Here is a 17971-nt window from a genome sequence, read left to right on the forward strand (position 1 = left end):
TAATAAATCCTATTCTCACCAAAAGATGGCTATAGAATAAATAACTCAAAAAACAAGTCGGATTATTCGGCATTTCACTACTGAATTGATGGGCTAACCGAATAAATCGGCGATATTGGCCACCAGATACCGTTAAACCGGAAGAGAGCCTTTCTTCAGCGGTTATGGTATTATTCCTAGTAACTCATATAAATGAATTTGATAGAATGTTGCTGCGTTTATATCAGGTACTCCTCTACCTAATCCAACCTCTGATTTGGCTGCGATTGTTACTACGCAGCCGTAAAGCCCCCGCTTATCGCAAGCGTTGGGGAGAACGTTATGGTTTTTGTGCTGGTAAAGTTGTGGCTGGCGGCATCATGCTGCATTCCGTTTCAGTCGGCGAGACTCTGGCCGCAATTCCTCTGGTCAGGGCGTTGCGCCATCGCTACCCTTCACTACCTATCACCGTCACCACCATGACACCGACGGGTTCTGAGCGGGTACAGTCCGCTTTTGGCAAAGACGTTCATCACGTTTACCTGCCTTATGACTTGCCGGGTTCGGTAAATCGCTTCCTTAATCAAGTTAATCCCAAGCTGGTTATTATTATGGAAACCGAGCTATGGCCAAACCTGATTAATGCGCTGCACCATCGCAAAATTCCATTGGTTATCGCCAATGCGCGTCTTTCTGCCCGATCGGCTACCGGCTACAAAAAAATTGGTGGCTTTATCCGTAATATATTGCGTCGTATCACGCTAATTGCCGCGCAAAATCAGGAGGATGGCGAACGCTTTATCGAATTGGGCTTGAAGCGATCGCAACTCACGATTACCGGTAGCTTGAAATTTGATATCTCAGTCACGCCAGAACTGGCTGCTCGGGCCATTACGCTCCGCCGCCAATGGGCAGCTCACCGTCCAGTATGGATTGCAACCAGCACCCATGATGGTGAAGAAGCTATTCTACTGGAAGCACATCGTCAGTTGTTATTGCAATACCCAACGCTGTTACTGATTCTGGTTCCACGTCATCCTGAACGCTTCCCTAAAGCCATCGAGCTTACCCAGAAAGCAGGTTTCAGCTATACCTTGCGCAGTGCCAGTGAAATTCCATCCAGCACTACACAGGTAGTGATCGGTGACACCATGGGTGAACTGATGCTGCTCTATGGCATTGCCGATATGGCTTTTGTCGGTGGTAGCCTAGTTGAGCGTGGTGGACATAATCCATTGGAAGCGGCTGCCCATGCAATTCCCGTGATGATGGGGCCGCATACGTTTAATTTTAAAGATATTTGCGCCAAGCTTGAGCAGGCTGAAGGCCTGATTACCGTGACTGACGTGGCATCATTGGTGAAAGAGATCTGCATATTATTAACTGACGAAGATTGCCGCCTGTATTATGGTCGTCATGCCGTCGAAGTTCTGCACGAGAACCAAGGGGCATTACAGCGATTATTACACTTGCTGGAGCCTTATTTACCGCCACGGAGCCACTAAATGAGTGCAAGAAAACGCCTGTCAGTCGTGATGATTACCAAGAACGAGGCATCACTGCTGCCAGACTGCCTTGACTCCGTTTCCTGGGCAGATGAAATTATCATTTTAGATTCCGGCAGTGAAGATAGCACTCTCGACTTAGCGCGTCAATATGGCGCACAAGTATACAGTAATCATCAATGGCAAGGCTTTGGCAAACAGCGCCAACTCGCCCAGCAATACGCCACCGGCGATTACATTTTGATGATCGATGCCGATGAACGTGTGACGCCGCAGCTCAAAACCTCTATCGAAACAGTACTCATTGAGGCGGATGATAATACGGTTTACAGTTGCGCCAGACGTAATCTGTTTCTAGGCCGTTTTATGCGCCATAGTGGTTGGTATCCAGATCGCGTTACTCGTTTGTATGCTCATCATCTATATCAATACAATGACAATCTGGTACATGAATCGCTAAATACTGGCGTGGCAAAAATCATCCCGCTAAAAGGAGATTTGCTGCATTTAACATGTCGTGATTTCTTTGCTTTCCAACGTAAACAACTCAGTTATGCCGAAGCTTGGGCGACCCAACGCCACCAGCAAGGTAAGAGTTGCAGCTATTTCTCTATTCTTAGCCATACTCTCGGCGCTTTTTGTAAAACCTGGCTGTTTCGCGCCGGATTCCTGGATGGTAAACAAGGGTTATTGCTGGCGGTAGTGAATGCCCAATATACTTTTAATAAATACGCTGCCCTGTGGGCACTCAACCAGAAATGACACCCAAGCGAGATGCCATGATGACCAAAGCCATTTACCCAGGAACCTTTGATCCAATGACCAACGGTCATTTGGATCTCGTCACACGGGCATCCGCTATGTTTGGCCATGTTATTTTGGCCATTGCTGATAGCGCACATAAAAAACCGATGTTTACGCTGGATGAGCGCGTCACACTGGCCAGTGAAGTCACGGCACATTTGGACAATGTGGAAGTTATCGGTTTCAGCGAATTGATGGCGAGCTTTGCTCAGCAGCACCAGGCCAACATTTTAGTACGGGGCTTACGCTCGGTATCGGATTTTGAATATGAATGGCAGTTGGCAAATATGAACCGCCATTTGATGCCTACACTGGAAAGCGTATTTTTGCTGCCATCAGAAAAGTGGTCATTTATTTCTTCATCTCTAGTAAAAGAAGTGGCGCGCCACGGCGGTGATATTACTCCGTTCCTTCCCGCGCCAATCACCAAAGCATTGCTGGATAAACTCTAAATTCAGTGCTGGCAGTTGCGGCAGAAAAATGTGCTGCGCTGCCCGTGTCTTGCACTTTCGATCAGATGACCACAACGTCTGCAAGGCTCACCTGCCCGGCCATAGACCTGTAACTCCTGCGCAAAATAGCCTGGTTTGCCGTCTGACTGTAAAAAGTCACGCAGTGTCGTTCCACCTTGTTCGATAGAACGTTGCAATACCCTCTTTATGGTCGTCACCAGCAATTCAGCCTCAGGCTCGGTGAGCGATCCCGCAGGTCGTTCTGGTGATATTCCGGCAACAAACAGCGATTCACTGGCGTAAATATTACCCACCCCAACCACAACTTTATTATCCATTAGCCAAGGCTTAATCAGGGTGCGCTTGTTACGGGATAGACTAAACAGATAGGATGCGCTAAACGCTTCACTCAGCGGCTCAGGGCCAAGATGTGCCAAAACACTACTGGTTGTCAGGTCTGAAGCCCATAGCCAAGCTCCAAATCGACGTGGATCGGTATAACGCAATATCTTTCCGTTACTGAGTACCAAGTCCACATGGTCATGTTTCTCTGCCTCGGTTTCCTCTGGAAGAATACGTAAACTCCCGGACATTCCCAAGTGGATGATAATCCAACCTCTCGGCAATTCTAGTAGTAAATACTTGGCGCGACGCTGCACACTGAGTACCAGTTGGTCGCTCAGTGCCAGGATTTCATCGGAAACAGGCCAGCGCAGGCGAGCATTTCTGACGATGGCATATTGAATATTGTGGCCGACCAAATAGGGTTCAATCCCACGCCGACTGGTTTCAACTTCTGGTAATTCAGGCATTTAACCTCCAAACCAACGCAGTTTATTGCCCTTTATATAACAAAAAACCCGGCCGAGGCCGGGTTTTTAATAATCCACTAAAATTATTTAATTTTAGCTTCTTTATAGATCACGTGTTGACGGACAACTGGATCGAATTTCTTCAGTTCCAATTTTTCCGGCTTAGTACGCTTGTTCTTCGTGGTGGTATAGAAGTGACCAGTACCAGCAGAAGAAACCAGCTTGATCTTCTCGCGAACACCTTTAGCCATGATTCAGTTCCTTAATACTTCTCACCGCGGGCACGAAGTTCGGCCAAGACCGTTTCGATACCCTTCTTATCAATAACACGCATACCTTTAGCAGATACACGCAGAGTTACAAAGCGCTTCTCGCCCTCAACCCAAAAACGGTGAGAGTGCAGGTTCGGCAGAAAACGGCGTTTGGTCGCGTTCATTGCGTGGGAACGGTTGTTACCGCTCACCGGGCGCTTGCCAGTAACTTGGCAGACTCGGGACATGTCTATTCTCCAAAAATCAAATCAGCTCGAGCTTCGTATAGGGTATGGCCGCCTCGTCAGGCTTTAGAGCCCATCTCAGCAAATTCACTGAGAAGACTCAATGTCATCAGGTCAGAAACCCCTGTCACCAGGCATAAACCTGCTGAGATAGGCTCTTCACGCCAAACCCAAGATTCTCAAAGGTGGCGTAGTATACGCTCTGAAGCGTAAGTGCTCAAGTCCCGAACAGCTAAAGATCCCGAAAGGATCGAGAAAATATCTCTAAATCCAGCCTCGTTCAGCAAAAGAGACACATTCGCCACGGCCAACCACCAAATGATCGAGCACCCGAATATCTAATAATGAGCAGGCTTTTACCACCTGCGCAGTGATCAAACGGTCGGCTTGGCTCGGTTCAGCCTTCCCCGACGGGTGATTATGCGCCAGAATCAACGCAACAGCATTAATCTTTAGCGCTTCACGCACAATTTCCCGCGGATGGACCTCTACGCTGGTGATGGTACCAGTAAACATCTCCTCATGGCGAATAACACGATGCTGGTTATCTAAAAACATCACTAAAAAAACTTCACGTTCACGTTCAGACAGCACATTTTGTAAATATTTTTGTGTCATCCTCGGGTTCAACATCGCATTCTCTTTCACCATGTGGTTAGAAAAGCAACGACTAGCCAGTTCAGATATCGCCTGAATTTGACTGTATTTAGATTTTCCCATCCCTTTTTGGGCACAAAGGGTCTGATAATCCGCCGACATCAACCGATAAAGAGAACCAAATTCAGCGATAAGATGCTCAGCCATTGCCATTACATGAAGGCCCGGCATCCCGGTTCGCAAAAATATCGCCAACAATTCCGTATCACTGAGTGCCTCAGCACCGTGTTTCAACAATTTCTCTCTGGGGGCAACCCCATTTAGCCATGGTTCCATCCTCAAGCTCCCTTCGTCCCTGTGCCGAAATAATCATGGCATGACCGCGATTTCTGCACGACCATTCCAAATAAACCTTGCGCGACAGCACGCAAATTTTAGATTGATCTGCCTCCAGCATCGTCCCCTATAGCAAAACTGCTCACGGGTTATGCTAAAATATCGCCTCTTTCGGCTTTAATTCGGACAATCATGATGACGGGACTTTCCGGCAAACATATTGTGCTCGGTATCAGTGGTGGCATAGCTGCCTATAAATGCCCCGAGCTGGTACGCCGCTTACGCGATAAAGGTGCAGATGTTCGGGTCGTAATGACAACAGCAGCCAAAGCTTTTATTACTCCGCTAACTTTGCAGGCCGTTTCAGGATTTCCCGTTGCTGACGATTTACTCGATCCGGCTGCTGAAGCTGCGATGGGTCATATCGAACTGGGTAAATGGGCAGATTTGGTCATTATGGCACCGGCAACAGCGGATTTATTGGCTCGAGTGACTGCCGGTATGGCTAATGACCTGCTGACGACGCTTTGCCTGGCAACAGCAGCCCCCATTGCCGCAGTACCGGCCATGAATCAGCAAATGTATCGCGCCAGCGCTACCCAGGCCAATCTGCAAACGCTGGCCAGCCGTGGTGTGCTGGTATGGGGGCCGGACAGTGGTAGCCAAGCTTGTGGTGACGTAGGCCCTGGGCGTATGCTGGATCCGTTGGAAATCGCTGCCTTGGCGGAGCGTCATTTTTCTGTAAAACAAGACTTGCAACATCTCCATATCATGGTCACCGCAGGCCCAACGCGCGAAGCTCTGGATCCGGTGCGTTTTATCAGTAATCACAGTTCGGGCAAGATGGGCTTTGCCATCGCTCAAGCTGCCGCGCAGCGCGGTGCTCACATGACATTGGTGGCCGGTCCCGTCAATCTACCAACGCCGCCAGGCGTACATCGTATTGACGTCATCAGCGCTCTTGAAATGCAGGATGCAGTCCAACAAGCTGCTCCCCACCAACATATTTTCATTTCCTGTGCTGCCGTTGCCGATTATCGAGCGGAACAGGTTGCCGATGAAAAAATAAAAAAACAGGGTGATGAAATCACACTGAAAATGGTGAAGAATCCAGATATTGTTGCCGGTGTCGCCGCCATGACTAAAAAACGTCCATTCGTCGTCGGGTTTGCTGCCGAAACCCAGAATGTGGAAGAATACGCGCGACAAAAACTGGTGCGGAAAAATCTGGACCTGATTTGTGCCAACGATGTATCACTTGCAGAACATGGTTTTAATAGTGATACCAATGCATTACACCTTTTTTGGCCAAACGGTGAGAAGCGCTTGCCTCACAGCGATAAATCCCTGCTTGGTCAGCGTTTAATAGACGAGATTGTCAGCCGTTATGATGAAAAAAATCGACGTTAAAATTCTGGACCCACGTATTGGCAGCGAATTTCCATTGCCAACTTATGCCACCCCAGGCTCCGCAGGCCTGGATTTACGAGCCTGTTTGGATAGCGCGGTAGACCTCGCTCCAGGTCAAACCACATTGTTACCAACCGGTTTAGCTATCCATATCGGTGATCCCGGTCTGGCCGCCGTTATTTTACCTCGCTCTGGTTTAGGTCATAAACACGGTGTGGTACTCGGTAATCTGGTTGGTTTGATTGACTCTGATTATCAAGGACAACTGATGGTTTCCGTATGGAACCGTGGGCAGCAGTCTTTCACTATCGAACCAGGTGAACGTATTGCCCAGATGGTATTTGTACCGGTAGTACAAGCCGAGTTCAATCTGGTCGAAGATTTTGACCTCAGTGAACGTGGTGCCGGTGGTTTTGGTCATTCTGGTCGCCAATAATCGACCCTAAACCTCAATACCGTAAAAAAACTATCACATAAGCCGCTTGGGCCTTGTATCCAGAGCGGCCGGTGTTCAGGTTTTTGTTAATTAAGTCATTTTTAGCAAGGGTCTAATCGGACATGGCAGAGAAAGAAAATACGAAAAGGAATCGGCGCGAGGAAATATTGCAGGCTTTGGCGCAAATGCTGGAATCCAGCGATGGAAGTCAGCGGATTACTACCGCTAAACTGGCCGCCAACGTCGGTGTTTCTGAGGCTGCGTTATATCGACATTTCCCAAGCAAAACAAAAATGTTCGATAGCCTGATCGAGTTTATTGAAGATAGTCTGATGTCCCGCATTAATCTAATCCTGCAAGACGAGAAAGAAACCTTTAATCGTCTTCGGCTTATTCTATTGCTGGTTCTTGGATTCGCCGAGCGGAATCCAGGTCTGACCCGCATCATGACTGGACATGCATTAATGTTTGAGCAGGATCGCCTACAGGGCCGCATTAATCAGCTATTTGAACGTATTGAAGCGCAACTACGCCAAGTATTGCGAGAAAGAAAACTGCGGGAAGGTCAAGGTTTTATGCATGATGAAACCCTCCTAGCGACGCAACTGCTCGCTTTCTGTGAAGGGATGCTGTCGCGCTTCGTCCGTTCCGAATTCCGCTATTTGCCAACGCAAGAGTTTGATGCGCGCTGGCCTCTGGTCATGGCGCAACTACAATAAGTCACCGGCCAAAAATGCAAAAAGGGCCGTTAGGCCCTTTGAGGTTAATGACAAAGTGCTCGCTGCGGTGAAAACCGGCAGATCGTCAAGACGCCGTGAATACGTCCTTGTCGGCTCGTTCCGCGCCATCCCTGGCGCGGACGTTTGACTCTTCTACCGGTCTTCCCCACCAGAGATCGCAGGACCGCGGTTTGTCAGCAGTCTGAAAGTGCCGTTAGGCTCTTTCGTATTTATCAGTATATGACGTTTTAGATGCCGTATTGCTCACGATAAGTGCGCACCGCAGCAAGATGATCGGCCATTGCCGGTTTTTCTTCCAGATAGGTAATTAAGTCATTCAGCGTAACAATTGAAATCACTTTGCAGTGATAATCCCGTTCCACCTCTTGAATTGCTGAAATCTCGCCACGTCCGCGTTCCTGACGGTCCAGCGAAATCATTACCCCCGCCAGAGAGGCTCCCTGCGCACCAATGATCTCCATTGACTCACGAATCGCCGTACCTGCCGTAATAACGTCGTCAACCAACATCACCCGACCTTGCAGTGGACTACCGACCAAACTGCCACCTTCGCCGTGATCTTTGGCTTCTTTACGATTAAAGCAGTAAGGTACGTCGCGCTGATGATGCTCAGCCAAAGCTACAGCAGTGGTCGTTGCAATAGGAATACCTTTATATGCCGGGCCAAATAGCAGATCAAACTCCACACCACAATCCATCAAGGCTGCAGCATAAAAACGCCCCAGTAACGCCAGATCCAGCCCGGTGTTAAACAGTCCTGCATTAAAGAAGTAAGGACTTATTCTCCCAGATTTCAGGGTAAATTCGCCAAACTTCAAAACCTGTTTGTTAAGCGCAAACTCGATAAAATCGCGCTGATAGGCTTTCATTGGTGTATCTCCTTTCCAGATAAGTGACTGCAGTGGTCAGCTACCCATCTATCCTCGATAGGATGCTCTCAGGTAACCGGGCATAAAAAAGGCGACTATTTCGTCGCCCTAATAAAATTATTGTTCCAACACCGCTCTCTGTGCCTGGAAGATAGACTCTATTCCTCCCCGGGCCAAAGCCAACAGAGCCAGCAATTCTTCATGACTGAACGGCTCGCCTTCTGCGGTGCCCTGCACCTCAATCATGCGGCCATCTTCCATCATTACCACGTTCATATCGGTTTCTGCTGCGGAATCTTCCACATACTCCAGATCGCACATGGCTTTGCCTTTAACGATACCAACAGAAACAGCGGCAACCAGTCCTTTCATCGGGTTGGATTTCAATTTACCGTTAGCGACCAGCTTGTTCAGCGCATCGGCCAATGCTACACAAGCACCTGAAATTGATGCAGTACGTGTGCCGCCATCTGCCTGAATCACATCGCAGTCCAAAGTAATGGTGAATTCGCCCAATTTTTTCAGATCGACGGCTGCGCGTAAGGAACGAGCAATCAGACGCTGGATTTCCAGAGTACGTCCTCCTTGCTTACCTTTTGCGGCCTCACGAGGATTACGGCTGTGGGTTGCTCGGGGCAACATACCGTACTCAGCGGTAATCCAGCCCTGCCCCTGGCCCTTCAGAAAACGTGGCACGCCTTCTTCAACGGTGGCGGTGCACAACACTTTGGTATCGCCAAACTCTACCAACACGGAACCTTCAGCGTGCTTCGTGTAATTGCGGGTCAGGGTTAATGGGCGTACTTGTTCTAGTGCTCGGCCTGCTGGGCGCATGGGAATTCTCCGGCGTTAAATCGATATTGGTCGCGCATTATACGGCCTTAGCGATGTAATGCCTATCCTGCCTGATGCTGCGAGGCTATAATCCCTACATCTTTTCTTTGAAACGGGTACGCAACGATGATCCGCAGCATGACCGCCTACGCCCGGCGTGATATTAAGGGTGAATGGGGCAGCGCAGCCTGGGAGCTGCGTTCCGTGAACCAACGTTATTTAGAAACTTATATTCGTCTACCGGAACAGTTCCGCAGCTTGGAACCGGTTATCCGTGAGCGAATTCGATCCCGTCTGACTCGAGGCAAAATTGAATGTCATTTGCGCTTCGAGCCGGATCCTACAGCACAAAGTTCACTGATCTTGAACGAAAAGCTAGCTAAACAGCTAGTTGAAGCGGCGAACTGGGTCAAAATGCAAAGTGATGAGGGTGAAGTTAATCCTCTCGATGTTTTACGCTGGCCAGGCGTGATGTGTGCAGAAGAACAAGATTTGGATGCGATCAGCACTGAACTGATGCAGGCGTTGGATATCGCTCTTGATGACTTTATTGTTGCACGTGAAACTGAAGGCGCAGCATTGAAAACGTTAATCGAACAGCGTTTGGATGGTGTCAGTGCAGAAGTGGTAAAAGTACGCGCCCATATGCCAAATATCCTGCAATGGCAGCGTGAACGGCTATTAAGCAAGTTAGAAGAAGCACAAGTTCAACTGGAGAATACCCGGTTAGAGCAAGAATTAGTGCTGATGGCGCAGCGAGTAGACGTGGCAGAAGAGTTAGATCGTCTCGAAGCTCACGTGAAAGAAACACATAATATTCTGAAGAAGAAAGAAGCTGTTGGTCGTCGCCTGGATTTTATGATGCAAGAATTCAACCGTGAATCGAACACGTTAGCATCAAAATCCATTAACGCCGAAGTCACCAACTCCGCGATCGAACTGAAAGTGCTGATCGAGCAAATGCGCGAACAGATTCAGAATATCGAGTAGGGTTTCACTGCATTTCAATAAATAAAAAACCCGCAGTAATAGAACGCGGGTTTTTTATTTTTGAGTGCTGGAGAGTTACTCGCTGGTTACGCGTAAGCTCCAATTAAATACACTGTAGTTAAATACATATCGTACAGCCACATAGAAGATAATCAGCGTGGCAACAGCCGCTTCGAATGTTGCCAGACAATGGAGCTGATAACTGTAATCCCTCGCCAACTCGTATTGACCCACCAAATTGGCCAATTTATATAATGCCGTTGCCCCAATAGCCATCGGGAAGGTAAAAGCAGCATAACCGGGGCTAAAGGGTAGTTTTAATAACCGGAAAAAGGCCATATAAATTACCGCGGTCATTAATATTGCAATACCAAATAGCAAAGCACAAACCAATAACGACGGGTTTGGTACAACAGTTAAATAACCTGCCAGACTCAAGCTTGCAGGCGCAGCCATAATTGCGATTGTCGGTTTAGCCGCATCAGGAACTTCACGGCAGAACATAAAACGATAAATCATCATTGGTAACATACAGGCATAGCTCAACATGCCAATCATCAGCAGAATATAAGCTATACCCATGAATGCCTGATTAGGCACTGCAACGCTGGCTACAATAATTCCGACAGGTGGAACAAACCAACTCGGTACCATATGGTGCATTTCAATTTCTTGTAGCCGATGGTAAATAAAGGCCGCCAAGAAAATCAGATGTATAATGACCGCTAACGACCACAATATCTCGCCAGAAAGTACGCTAAAGTTACCTAGCGCCTTAGATACAACCATACAACCCATTGTAAATGTAGGAACAACACTCCCTACCACCGGGTGCTTTAAATCAGATAATAATGTTCCGAAATGAAGAACGAATTTGCTGGCAACAGCAAACAACAGTACCGCCGCGATCAGCGCACCGATATTCTGCCCCATTCCGTGTAAAGGTAGTGTATTTTCCAAACACCAGCCGATACTTGAGATACCTAATGCTAAACCAGCGATTGGTGTCGGTAATCCTCTAATTTTTCTATGTATTATTCTCAGCATTTTACCGCTCCGCCATAATCAGCATAAATTAACAGAGCAAATATAGATATTTATCCTTGTTCAGGATATCCTTTTTTTATTGACTTACCGTTTAGAGAAACTAAACAAATGGATATCACATTGAAGCAGTTGAAGGTTTTTCTGGCGGTCGCCCAAAGTAATAATTTAACCGCAGCGGCAGCTCAACTTTTCATGACCAAAGGCGCGGTGTCACAAACATTGTCCGAACTTGAAAAGCGTCTCGGTCAGCCACTTTTTGACCGTCATCATGCCCGTATTTTTATTAATCATGACGGGGAGAAGTTGATACCGGTTGCAGACGAATTGTTATCACGAATGAATGAAATCAGCGCTCTTTTTAGTCATTCGGCACAAGAGCCGACATTATTATTGGGGTGTAGTAAAACGATCGGCAGTTATATCTTACCCGGTTTATTAGGCGAGTTTAAAAACACCCATCAATGGTTACCCAAAATCACCATCGAAAATACCAATGATATCATCAAAAAACTCCTTAACTTTGATGTTGATTTGGCGATTATTGAAGGCGCAATTAATGATAATGATATTTCATTCACACCTTGGTTAACTGATGAAATGGTCATAATTGCAGCAAAAAATCACCCCCTCGCTTTGGAAAAAAAGGTTCCGTTTTCCGTATTAAGTCAGCAATCCTGGATCTTGCGAGAACAAGGCTCAGGTAGCAGAAGCTATTTCGAAAATAATCTGGCACCACTATTAACTAGCAAAAATGTTATTTTAGCGCTGGATACTTTCGACTCTATTTTATTCTCTGTTCAGCAAAATCTGGGCATCACCTACGCTTCGAGACTCATCATCCAAAATCCTTTCTTCCAACCCTACTTCTCTATCATTAAAACCGAGAAACGTTTCTTCCGCTCAATCAGTCTCTGTCACCACCGGCAAAAATATCTCTCTGCTGGAGCTAGGTTATGGATCGATTTTCTCAATCAGGCAGGGCAAACGTTGGAGTCAGCACGAAATAGTGAGATAGAGGTTTGATGATGAACTTTATCTTTCATGCCTATCCCATCCATGCAATCTGTGTCAGGCTACAAATTTAAGACATAAGGGCAATTCGCACATTTACGGCTATTATCTAATGTCAGGCAGAGTAAAAAATTAGAGCGACAATTTATTGCCTGGAGTCCAATCGCCCTGCACCACTATTAATTATTACGGCAGGGGATCACTACGACAGGATATGTCTTGGCTGAATGTATCTTTTAGTACGGTTTGCTGTACCCAAGATACATATGAACTTTTTCGGGGTATCTCTCATGTTCGAAGATCAAGACACATCGATCCTGAACACATATTTTGGCACCCATAGTCCATTTTGGCGTTTAGCTTTTGATAGCCAAGCTCTGGAACTCTCTGCCGTCAAAGGCATTACCAACATTGCCGTACCCCTTGAATCACTTCAAACAGCTAAAGTCCGCGCTCTCACTGCGATTACTTCCAGCCTAGAGTTACATATCACTATTTATGGCAACCCGGTTCATTTACATCTAGTTGGACGCAAAATTAATGACAAAGAATGGGGAGGAACAGCCTCCGCGTATTCCGATACTGAGGCTGTAGCTCGCGATCTCGTTATGGGGCTTTCTTTTGCTGAACAGGTAGTATCAGAAGCCAATTCAGTTATTGTTATTCTTGATAAAAATGGATCAGTACAGCGATTTAACCGTTTGAGTGAGGAATATACTGGTAAAAAAGAGCAGGACGTTATCGGTAAAAATGTTTTTGAATTATTCATGACACAAAAAGAAGGTGCATCATCTCGAAAAAACATTGAAGGATTTTTTAAAAGAGGTGCTTCTTACGAGGTTGAACGCTGGGTCAATACGATGAAAGGAAAACGACTATTTCTTTTCCGCAACAAATTTGTCCATAGTGGTAGCGGCAAAAATGAGTTGTTTTTAATTTGTTCTGGTACAGATATTACTAAAGAACGACGCGCCCAAGAGCGACTACGAGTTTTAGCTAATACCGATATGATTACTGGCTTACCAAACCGCCACGCCATCCATGAACGCATCAATAGCGCCATTCAAACCCGCGGAGAAAGCTCAGTCGGAATTATCTATCTCGATCTGGATAACTTTAAAAAAGTTAACGACCATTATGGTCATATGTTTGGCGATCGCTTACTCAAAGATGTCTCACTCTCAATATTAAGCTGCCTGAAAGAGAACGAAATGTTAGCTCGCTTGGGCGGTGACGAGTTTATCGTTTTGATCGAAAACACCTCTATTATCGAATTAGAAGAAACAGCTCAACGCATTCTTGACCAAATGAGAGCACCATTCCGCATCGGTTTAATTGAAGTTTACACCGGTTGTTCCATCGGTATTGCGCTATGTCCACAACACGGTGAAACATTAGAGAATATCATTCGCAGCGCGGATACTGCGATGTATACAGCCAAAGAGCTAGGCAAGCGAACCTATTCCATATTTTCTCAAGAAATGAATAAAAAAGTTTCGGAATACATGTGGCTTGATACGAATTTACGTAAGGGACTGGAACAACATCAGTTAATCGTGTTCTACCAACCCAAAATATCGACCCGAACCGGAGAAGTCGTGAGTGTTGAAGCATTGGTTCGCTGGAGTACTACAGAACGCGGATTAATACCGCCAATAGAGTTTATCTCATATGCGGAAGAGTCAGGATTAATTGCACCTTTAGGCCAATGGGTATTACAAACAGCGATGCAACAAGCTGTCGACTGGCAAAAGAAAGGCATCAAATTAAGGATTGCGGTAAATATCTCAGCTCGCCAGTTGGTTGATGAAGAGATTATCACTGCTTTTATAAAATCACTGGAATCCTGTGGCATACAGTCAAGCCCTATAGATGTTGAATTAACCGAAAGCTGTCTGATTGAAGACGAAAATGCGGCAATTAATATTATCAAACAGCTGAAAGCGCTGGGTGCAGAAGTCCACCTTGATGACTTTGGCACTGGCTATTCCTCGCTTTCACAGTTAGCCCGAATTCCTATTGATGCCATTAAGTTGGATCAAAGCTTTGTCCGTGGAATAGACAAAAACAAGGTCGCGCAATCATTGGTACGAGCCATAACTGTTGTTGCTGAAACACTCCAGATGCGGGTAATTGCTGAAGGAGTGGAAACGGCAGCAGAAGAGGAATTTCTGAACTCACTTGGTGTCGATGAGAAACAAGGTTTTCTCTATGCCAAGCCAATGCCCGCAGAAGAACTGGAGCATTGGCTGAGCAAATACACTCCTCATCTTCCTAATGACTTAGAGGATAAAACCTGACCTATATTGCTTTTGGCATCGTCGATGTATGCCGATTCTGTAGCATGACCAAACGCTCTATATATGCCAGATCCTTTGCTTCAATAGAGAATACTGAATCAACCCAATCCTCTGTAATATCCATAAGTTCCGAACGCGTTAGTTGCAAAACGCGCTGACGAACCCGAATCATGGCTCTCATCCCATTCAGTTTTGGCCGAATGGTGTCAATAAATGTACGGGTTGCGAGATAGGCATCCCCAGGCTGAAATAGCTTATCTACCAGACCGCGACTTTCATACCACTCAGCGATATGTGACTCCCCACTCCATATAAGCTGCTCTGCAACTCGCATACCAGCTTTTCTTGCCACTAACGAGTACCCTCCCATACCGGGGAATAGATTAAAGGCAATTTCGGGAAATCCCATTCTGGCTGTTGTTTGCGCAAGCACGAAGTGATGTGCTAAAGCAGCCTCAAAACCGCCCCCTAAAGCACTACCTTCAATCATGGCGATTGATATTGCACCCGTATCAAATCCTCGGGAAGCAGCGTGAACGCAATCGACACAGGCTCGAGCATAGGCCATCAGCGCTTCCCGTTTGCGATTTCTAATCATTTGAGCAAAGAAACTCAAATCCCCCCCAACATTAAACATATGAGGGACGACAGAACCAGTCACCCAAAAATCAATAGGTAATTTCGACTCTTTGGCAGCTTGCGCTAACGTCATAATGTTTTCAATCAGTTCAAGGTTAAAACACGGACGTGGATTCGCACGCAGCAACATCCATAAGGTATTGCGATCCTCTTCATAATAAACAGAAACCTGGGACAGGTGGCCCGCTTCGGTGAAAGGACGACAACTTGGGAGGTTCATCATTTTCATATATTCCATCCAATGAGTGAGTTAGACATGAGTGAAGCCATTGCTGGCTTATTCAGCTTGCTGCCGAAACGAAACGGCTCAAATAAAGCAAGCCAATAAATAGTGAGTCACTGGATGGAAAAAGGGAGGGATATAAAAGATATTTCGTTATATAAAAGACATTCTTTTGGATAGGCGAAGAGCGTTAAAAAGAAAAAAAGATAAAAACTCTATAACTAATAAAATACACATTTTTTACGCATCACAAAAACCGTGAATCAGATGAAAGTAACTACTTGGTTTGTTTATACGTTAGTCAACTTAATGTGGTGAGTATGAGTATAAAGATTAATTTATCGTGAAAATGAATAGTCATTATGGATAGAATATGAGCATTACCTTTTCTTGACGTTAATCGGACTCTTTATGCTACAAGTACTACATTTTATTTTGGCACTCGCAGTCATTGCTGTGTTGGCATTAGCTGTTAGCAACGATAGAAAAAAAATCCGCTTACGCTATATTGTTCAGTTATTAGCCATCGAAATTGGCTTAGCTTACTTCTTGCTACACTCTGATATTGGACTCCGCGTTATTAAATCCTTTTCTGGATTTTTTGACACACTGATGAAATTTGCAGCAATCGGAACCAGTTTTGTTTTTGGTAACATGAATGATCAAGGATTAGCTTTTATTTTCCTCAATGTTTTATGCCCTATCGTTTTTGTCTCGGCATTGATCGGTATTTTACAGCATTTTCGCGTTTTGCCCGGTGTGATCCGCGTCATCGGCACCCTGCTTTCAAAGATTAACGGCATGGGGAAACTCGAGTCTTTCAATGCTGTAAGCACCCTGATTCTTGGCCAATCAGAGAACTTCATTGTCTATAAAGGCGTCATTGCCGATATCTCCAAGCGTCAGATGTATACTCTGGCGGCAACCGCCATGTCGACAGTTTCAATGTCAATAGTCGGCGCATATATGACAATGCTGGAACCCAAATTTGTCGTGGCCGCATTGATACTTAATATGTTCAGCACATTTATTGTGCTCTCTCTGATAAATCCTTACCCGACAGCGGATGAACCTGAATTAACACTCGATAAGTTGCATGAAGATCAAAGCTTCTTTGAAATGTTAGGCGAATATATTCTGGCCGGTTTCAAAATTGCCATTATTATCGCCGCGATGTTAATTGGGTTTATTGCTTTAATTGCAGCTATTAATGCTTTATTTAGCAGTATATTCGGTGTTAGTTTCCAACAAATACTGGGTTATGCTTTTTATCCGTTAGCCTGGTTAATTGGCATCCCTTCTCAAGATGCATTGCATGCGGGTAGTATTATGGCAACTAAATTAGTTTCAAACGAGTTCGTTGCCATGATAGAACTGAAAAAGATAACAGCTGAACTTTCATCTCGCGGGTTGGGCATTCTATCCGTATTTTTAGTCTCATTTGCCAATTTTGCCTCTATCGGCATTATTGCTGGTGCAATTAAAGGGTTAAATGAACAACAAGGAAACATCGTTTCCCGTTTCGGATTAAAATTGGTTTATGGTTCTACACTAGTGAGCTTACTTTCGGCCGCCATTGCCGGTTTAATGCTTTAGGTGGAAGTTAGGCTCTTGGATCACGCCAAGAGCCTAACTTCTTAAACTAAAAACCAACGCAAACAGGGTGATCTATACGCATCACTGATTCTTGTGCAAACTGTGTCTTATACTTTCCCTGTAGCGTACCAATTGCCTGCTCACTTTCTTGAGTATTGGTATGGATCAACATCAGAGCCTCACTCTTTTCTTTCGCCACTAACCCGTTATGGCCTAACCATTGCCCTTGGGCATCAAAAACTGTTAGCCCATCCTTAAATCTTGGCGTGACCTCATTATCAACAAATGATTGCCACTCCTTCGCTGTAATTACCGGGCCATTCGGTCGATTGAGGCCAAAATAAAGGGTGGTTTGCGTCATTGGATCACCCTGCTGGCAAGCCCGTGAAACTATTTTCACAGTTGCTGAATTTGCTACTGACACAGGGCGTTCGACGCATCCACTTAAAAACAATCCTGATGCAATAATGACAAAGCCCAGTGTAATACGACGATATGAATTAATGCTGCGGATAAACATAAGAAACTCTCATTAATATAGAACAGGGTTAGTCTGAAACTAGCATCTGGCTATGTTTACTTACAATAACGGTAAAGCATTACGCCATTACGCCATTACGCCATTACGCCATTACGCCATTACGCCATTACGCCATTACGCCATTACGCCATTACGCCATTACGCCATTACGCCATTACGCCATTACGCCATTACGCCATTACGCCATTACGCCATAAAAAATGGTAAATTATCTAATTAACTAGTCAAACAAAAAAAACACCAATAGCTACAGTGTATAGCGTCATACCATAAATCATGATTAGAAAAACTAATCCAAAATACGCTAAGTTAGAAAATCTCAGTCGCGCCAGAACAAGACGCCCAGTACTCTGC

The 17971-nt window shown here is 45.7% G+C and carries 20 protein-coding genes; 11 read left to right on the forward strand and 9 right to left on the reverse strand.

The window, feature by feature from the left end; genetic code table 11:
- Positions 1–206: 206 nt before the first annotated feature.
- From waaA to coaD, 3 genes are read left to right on the forward strand one after another with little or no spacing between them, the layout of a single operon-like run.
- The gene (gene waaA, locus DJ39_RS02050) at positions 207–1484 is read left to right on the forward strand and encodes a lipid IV(A) 3-deoxy-D-manno-octulosonic acid transferase (protein ID WP_004719587.1); all 1278 of its coding nucleotides are present in this window, start codon (positions 207–209) and stop codon (positions 1482–1484) included.
- Complete coding sequence (locus tag DJ39_RS02055) at positions 1485–2246, forward strand: glycosyltransferase family 2 protein (RefSeq protein ID WP_004719590.1); 762 nt, start codon at positions 1485–1487, stop codon at positions 2244–2246. It abuts the gene before it with no gap.
- Positions 2247–2263: 17 nt separating this feature from the next.
- Entirely contained in the window at positions 2264–2740 is a 477-nt protein-coding gene (coaD, locus tag DJ39_RS02060; protein WP_004719591.1) for a pantetheine-phosphate adenylyltransferase, read from the forward strand.
- 2 nt (positions 2741–2742) lie between these two features.
- On the opposite strand, the gene mutM is transcribed toward coaD, so the two are convergent.
- The 4 genes from mutM to radC form a co-directional block, all read right to left on the reverse strand.
- Positions 2743–3552 (reverse strand): bifunctional DNA-formamidopyrimidine glycosylase/DNA-(apurinic or apyrimidinic site) lyase, encoded by an 810-nt coding sequence (gene mutM, locus DJ39_RS02065; RefSeq protein ID WP_004719594.1) that lies wholly within the window; start codon positions 3550–3552, stop codon positions 2743–2745.
- Positions 3553–3635: 83 nt separating this feature from the next.
- Positions 3636–3803, reverse strand: coding sequence for a 50S ribosomal protein L33 (gene rpmG / locus DJ39_RS02070; RefSeq protein WP_004392084.1), 168 nt, complete (start codon positions 3801–3803; stop codon positions 3636–3638).
- A gap of 11 nt (positions 3804–3814) precedes the next feature.
- Complete coding sequence (gene rpmB, locus DJ39_RS02075; protein WP_032816691.1) at positions 3815–4051, reverse strand: 50S ribosomal protein L28; 237 nt, start codon at positions 4049–4051, stop codon at positions 3815–3817.
- 261 nt (positions 4052–4312) lie between these two features.
- Positions 4313–4981, reverse strand: a complete 669-nt coding sequence (radC, locus tag DJ39_RS02080) for a RadC family protein (protein ID WP_004719595.1) — start codon at positions 4979–4981, stop codon at positions 4313–4315.
- Between the two features lie 192 nt (positions 4982–5173).
- On the opposite strand from radC, the gene coaBC reads away from it, so the two are divergent.
- The 3 genes from coaBC to slmA all read left to right on the forward strand — a co-directional run bounded on the left by coaBC (position 5174) and on the right by slmA (position 7546).
- Entirely contained in the window at positions 5174–6391 is a 1218-nt protein-coding gene (gene coaBC, locus DJ39_RS02085) for a bifunctional phosphopantothenoylcysteine decarboxylase/phosphopantothenate--cysteine ligase CoaBC (protein ID WP_004719597.1), read from the forward strand.
- Positions 6369–6827: a dUTP diphosphatase gene (dut, locus tag DJ39_RS02090; RefSeq protein ID WP_038244737.1), complete on the forward strand. Its 459-nt coding sequence runs from the start codon at positions 6369–6371 to the stop codon at positions 6825–6827. The genes coaBC and dut overlap by 23 nt, the downstream gene beginning before the upstream one ends.
- A gap of 122 nt (positions 6828–6949) precedes the next feature.
- The gene (gene slmA / locus DJ39_RS02095) at positions 6950–7546 is read left to right on the forward strand and encodes a nucleoid occlusion factor SlmA (RefSeq protein WP_004719600.1); all 597 of its coding nucleotides are present in this window, start codon (positions 6950–6952) and stop codon (positions 7544–7546) included.
- A 248-nt stretch (positions 7547–7794) separates the two neighbouring features.
- Here slmA and pyrE read toward each other — a convergent pair whose 3' ends face one another.
- Both pyrE and rph read right to left on the reverse strand, forming a co-directional pair.
- Positions 7795–8436: an orotate phosphoribosyltransferase gene (gene pyrE, locus DJ39_RS02100; protein ID WP_004721226.1), complete on the reverse strand. Its 642-nt coding sequence runs from the start codon at positions 8434–8436 to the stop codon at positions 7795–7797.
- A 117-nt stretch (positions 8437–8553) separates the two neighbouring features.
- Positions 8554–9270, reverse strand: a complete 717-nt coding sequence (gene rph, locus DJ39_RS02105; RefSeq protein ID WP_004721228.1) for a ribonuclease PH — start codon at positions 9268–9270, stop codon at positions 8554–8556.
- A 126-nt stretch (positions 9271–9396) separates the two neighbouring features.
- Here rph and DJ39_RS02110 point away from each other — a divergent pair, with 126 nt between their 5' ends.
- Positions 9397–10260 (forward strand): YicC/YloC family endoribonuclease, encoded by an 864-nt coding sequence (locus DJ39_RS02110; RefSeq protein ID WP_004721231.1) that lies wholly within the window; start codon positions 9397–9399, stop codon positions 10258–10260.
- A 75-nt stretch (positions 10261–10335) separates the two neighbouring features.
- On the opposite strand, the gene DJ39_RS02115 is transcribed toward DJ39_RS02110, so the two are convergent.
- On the reverse strand, positions 10336–11307 hold the full coding sequence (locus tag DJ39_RS02115; RefSeq protein ID WP_004721232.1) for a TDT family transporter: 972 nt from the start codon (positions 11305–11307) through the stop codon (positions 10336–10338).
- Between the two features lie 108 nt (positions 11308–11415).
- Between DJ39_RS02115 and DJ39_RS02120 the strand changes: the two genes are divergently transcribed.
- The gene (locus tag DJ39_RS02120) at positions 11416–12330 is read left to right on the forward strand and encodes a LysR substrate-binding domain-containing protein (RefSeq protein ID WP_004721235.1); all 915 of its coding nucleotides are present in this window, start codon (positions 11416–11418) and stop codon (positions 12328–12330) included.
- A gap of 278 nt (positions 12331–12608) precedes the next feature.
- Complete coding sequence (gene pdeR, locus DJ39_RS02125) at positions 12609–14618, forward strand: cyclic di-GMP phosphodiesterase (protein ID WP_004721238.1); 2010 nt, start codon at positions 12609–12611, stop codon at positions 14616–14618.
- A 1-nt stretch (position 14619) separates the two neighbouring features.
- Here pdeR and DJ39_RS02130 read toward each other — a convergent pair whose 3' ends face one another.
- Positions 14620–15486: a crotonase/enoyl-CoA hydratase family protein gene (locus DJ39_RS02130; protein WP_038244746.1), complete on the reverse strand. Its 867-nt coding sequence runs from the start codon at positions 15484–15486 to the stop codon at positions 14620–14622.
- A gap of 405 nt (positions 15487–15891) precedes the next feature.
- Between DJ39_RS02130 and DJ39_RS02135 the strand changes: the two genes are divergently transcribed.
- Positions 15892–17076 (forward strand): NupC/NupG family nucleoside CNT transporter, encoded by a 1185-nt coding sequence (locus DJ39_RS02135; RefSeq protein ID WP_004721242.1) that lies wholly within the window; start codon positions 15892–15894, stop codon positions 17074–17076.
- A 46-nt stretch (positions 17077–17122) separates the two neighbouring features.
- On the opposite strand, the gene DJ39_RS02140 is transcribed toward DJ39_RS02135, so the two are convergent.
- The gene (locus DJ39_RS02140; RefSeq protein ID WP_004721244.1) at positions 17123–17596 is read right to left on the reverse strand and encodes a DUF3574 domain-containing protein; all 474 of its coding nucleotides are present in this window, start codon (positions 17594–17596) and stop codon (positions 17123–17125) included.
- Positions 17597–17648: 52 nt separating this feature from the next.
- Between DJ39_RS02140 and DJ39_RS02145 the strand changes: the two genes are divergently transcribed.
- On the forward strand, positions 17649–17837 hold the full coding sequence (locus DJ39_RS02145; RefSeq protein ID WP_038251124.1) for a hypothetical protein: 189 nt from the start codon (positions 17649–17651) through the stop codon (positions 17835–17837).
- The last annotated feature ends 134 nt before the right edge of the window (positions 17838–17971 follow it).

The organism is Yersinia ruckeri ATCC 29473, from assembly GCF_000754815.1.
GTDB lineage: Bacteria > Pseudomonadota > Gammaproteobacteria > Enterobacterales > Enterobacteriaceae > Yersinia > Yersinia ruckeri.

What these genes read in the sequence shown, in the direction of transcription:
- waaA (WP_004719587.1), top strand. Translation starts at nt 207, where the DNA reads ATGTTGCTGCGTTTATATCAGGTACTCCTCTACCTAATCCAACCTCTG.
- DJ39_RS02055 (WP_004719590.1), top strand. Translation starts at nt 1,485, where the DNA reads ATGAGTGCAAGAAAACGCCTGTCAGTCGTGATGATTACCAAGAACGAG.
- coaD (WP_004719591.1), top strand. Translation starts at nt 2,264, where the DNA reads ATGATGACCAAAGCCATTTACCCAGGAACCTTTGATCCAATGACCAAC.
- mutM (WP_004719594.1), bottom strand. Translation starts at nt 3,552, where the DNA reads ATGCCTGAATTACCAGAAGTTGAAACCAGTCGGCGTGGGATTGAACCC.
- rpmG (WP_004392084.1), bottom strand. Translation starts at nt 3,803, where the DNA reads ATGGCTAAAGGTGTTCGCGAGAAGATCAAGCTGGTTTCTTCTGCTGGT.
- rpmB (WP_032816691.1), bottom strand. Translation starts at nt 4,051, where the DNA reads ATGTCCCGAGTCTGCCAAGTTACTGGCAAGCGCCCGGTGAGCGGTAAC.
- radC (WP_004719595.1), bottom strand. Translation starts at nt 4,981, where the DNA reads ATGGAACCATGGCTAAATGGGGTTGCCCCCAGAGAGAAATTGTTGAAA.
- coaBC (WP_004719597.1), top strand. Translation starts at nt 5,174, where the DNA reads ATGATGACGGGACTTTCCGGCAAACATATTGTGCTCGGTATCAGTGGT.
- dut (WP_038244737.1), top strand. Translation starts at nt 6,369, where the DNA reads ATGATGAAAAAAATCGACGTTAAAATTCTGGACCCACGTATTGGCAGC.
- slmA (WP_004719600.1), top strand. Translation starts at nt 6,950, where the DNA reads ATGGCAGAGAAAGAAAATACGAAAAGGAATCGGCGCGAGGAAATATTG.
- pyrE (WP_004721226.1), bottom strand. Translation starts at nt 8,436, where the DNA reads ATGAAAGCCTATCAGCGCGATTTTATCGAGTTTGCGCTTAACAAACAG.
- rph (WP_004721228.1), bottom strand. Translation starts at nt 9,270, where the DNA reads ATGCGCCCAGCAGGCCGAGCACTAGAACAAGTACGCCCATTAACCCTG.
- DJ39_RS02110 (WP_004721231.1), top strand. Translation starts at nt 9,397, where the DNA reads ATGATCCGCAGCATGACCGCCTACGCCCGGCGTGATATTAAGGGTGAA.
- DJ39_RS02115 (WP_004721232.1), bottom strand. Translation starts at nt 11,307, where the DNA reads ATGCTGAGAATAATACATAGAAAAATTAGAGGATTACCGACACCAATC.
- DJ39_RS02120 (WP_004721235.1), top strand. Translation starts at nt 11,416, where the DNA reads ATGGATATCACATTGAAGCAGTTGAAGGTTTTTCTGGCGGTCGCCCAA.
- pdeR (WP_004721238.1), top strand. Translation starts at nt 12,609, where the DNA reads ATGTTCGAAGATCAAGACACATCGATCCTGAACACATATTTTGGCACC.
- DJ39_RS02130 (WP_038244746.1), bottom strand. Translation starts at nt 15,486, where the DNA reads ATGAAAATGATGAACCTCCCAAGTTGTCGTCCTTTCACCGAAGCGGGC.
- DJ39_RS02135 (WP_004721242.1), top strand. Translation starts at nt 15,892, where the DNA reads ATGCTACAAGTACTACATTTTATTTTGGCACTCGCAGTCATTGCTGTG.
- DJ39_RS02140 (WP_004721244.1), bottom strand. Translation starts at nt 17,596, where the DNA reads ATGTTTATCCGCAGCATTAATTCATATCGTCGTATTACACTGGGCTTT.
- DJ39_RS02145 (WP_038251124.1), top strand. Translation starts at nt 17,649, where the DNA reads ATGTTTACTTACAATAACGGTAAAGCATTACGCCATTACGCCATTACG.